Here is a 1,375-nt window from a genome sequence, read left to right on the forward strand (position 1 = left end):
TTTGCAGTAAATATTATGCTCATACAAAACGGGAACAAGCGTTTTTTGCCGTGTTTATCGTGCTGAGCAGTTACCAGTGCAGTTCTGAATCAATCCGAGCGGACGCGAGTAGGAACGGCATCCGGGTTTCGTGGTATGGAGCCGCAGGCGGTGTCTTCCCGACTGTGGCGGAATGGAGCGGAATCCGGATGATCCGGGCGCGGAGTCGGCAACCCGGTGCTGTCCCGGGTTCTCAACCAGACAGACCCAATCCGTACGCCTACAGCGGCGCAGGAGCCTGAGCCGTGCAGGGCGGGCGGAATGAAGCGGCATCCGTATCACACTTGCCCGGCGCTTGCGGATGAGCGAACATGACGGCAAGGGCGTTCGACGCCACGATGGGAGGACGTGATCACGCTGAACGCCATGCACACATGACCAGGGCCACTTCCAGTCTCGACACCTTCGATTTCCTGGAACTGCTGTACCTGCTGACCGAGCAGGGCCGGACGGGCGTGTTGTACGTCCTGCATACGGAGGGGCAGTTTCAGGCGTGGCTGGAATCCGGGCGGGTCCGGCACCTGCAATTTGGGCCGGATGAGGGCGTGCAGGCACTTGTCCGCCTGATGCTGGACCCCAAGGGCCGCTTTCACTTCGATGAGGGCGTCACGCATGGCAACCCCCGTCTGGACAGCACCCTGGACGAGGTGACCCTGGAGGCGCTGGAAGCCCTGCCGGTTCAGGATCTGCCGTTCGGCGGTCCGGCGCGCGTCACGTCGCCGCAGCGGGTGGGCCGCATGCACTGGAGCCTCAAGGAACTGGACGTTCTCAAGCAGATCGACGCGCAGAAACCCGTCTCGGAACTCACGCAGGACCCCGAAGCGAAACGCATGCTGCTCAAACTGTTCCGCATCGGCCTGATCGTGCCCCGCAAGACCCGCGTGGCCCGTCTGACCATCATGGTCACGCGGCAGGTGCAGGGCGTGGCGCTCGTGGACGAACTGATCTTCAAACGCTGGAAGGAGGACATCGTGCGCCACCCGCAACTCGTGGCCCTGAAAGCCGACGACGGACAGGTATACACCCTGCCCGTCCGTATGTCTGCCAACCTGACCAACCAGATCATGATTCCCGCCGACCTGCTCGTCCGCACCACCCTGCGGGCCGGCGACAGCGTCCTGGCCAAACCCGTGTGATACGGACTGTGATTGATTCGGGACTGCACCGAATCAATCCGAGCCCATGCGAGCAGGAACAACAGACGCTCCTGGGCGGAATGGAGCGGAATCCGTATGACAACTGGAGCCCGCCTGAAAACTGGGTAGTTGGCTGGAACTATGCCCGACAGGAAACGCCTTGAGGCCGTGACAGCCACGCTCGCAGCGTCCAAACGCGA

1 protein-coding gene is annotated in these 1,375 nt (G+C 62.2%); it reads left to right on the forward strand.

Going from position 1 to position 1,375, the window contains the following annotated elements; genetic code table 11:
• The first annotated feature begins 413 nt into the window (after window positions 1–413).
• The gene (locus QZ271_RS14305) at window positions 414–1,175 is read left to right on the forward strand and encodes a DUF4388 domain-containing protein (RefSeq protein WP_291432609.1); all 762 of its coding nucleotides are present in this window, start codon (window positions 414–416) and stop codon (window positions 1,173–1,175) included.
• Window positions 1,176–1,375: the final 200 nt, after the last annotated feature.

This window comes from Deinococcus sp. (assembly GCF_018260555.1).
Lineage (GTDB): Bacteria > Deinococcota > Deinococci > Deinococcales > Deinococcaceae > Deinococcus.

What these genes read in the sequence shown, in the direction of transcription:
- QZ271_RS14305 (WP_291432609.1), top strand. Translation starts at nt 414, where the DNA reads ATGACCAGGGCCACTTCCAGTCTCGACACCTTCGATTTCCTGGAACTG.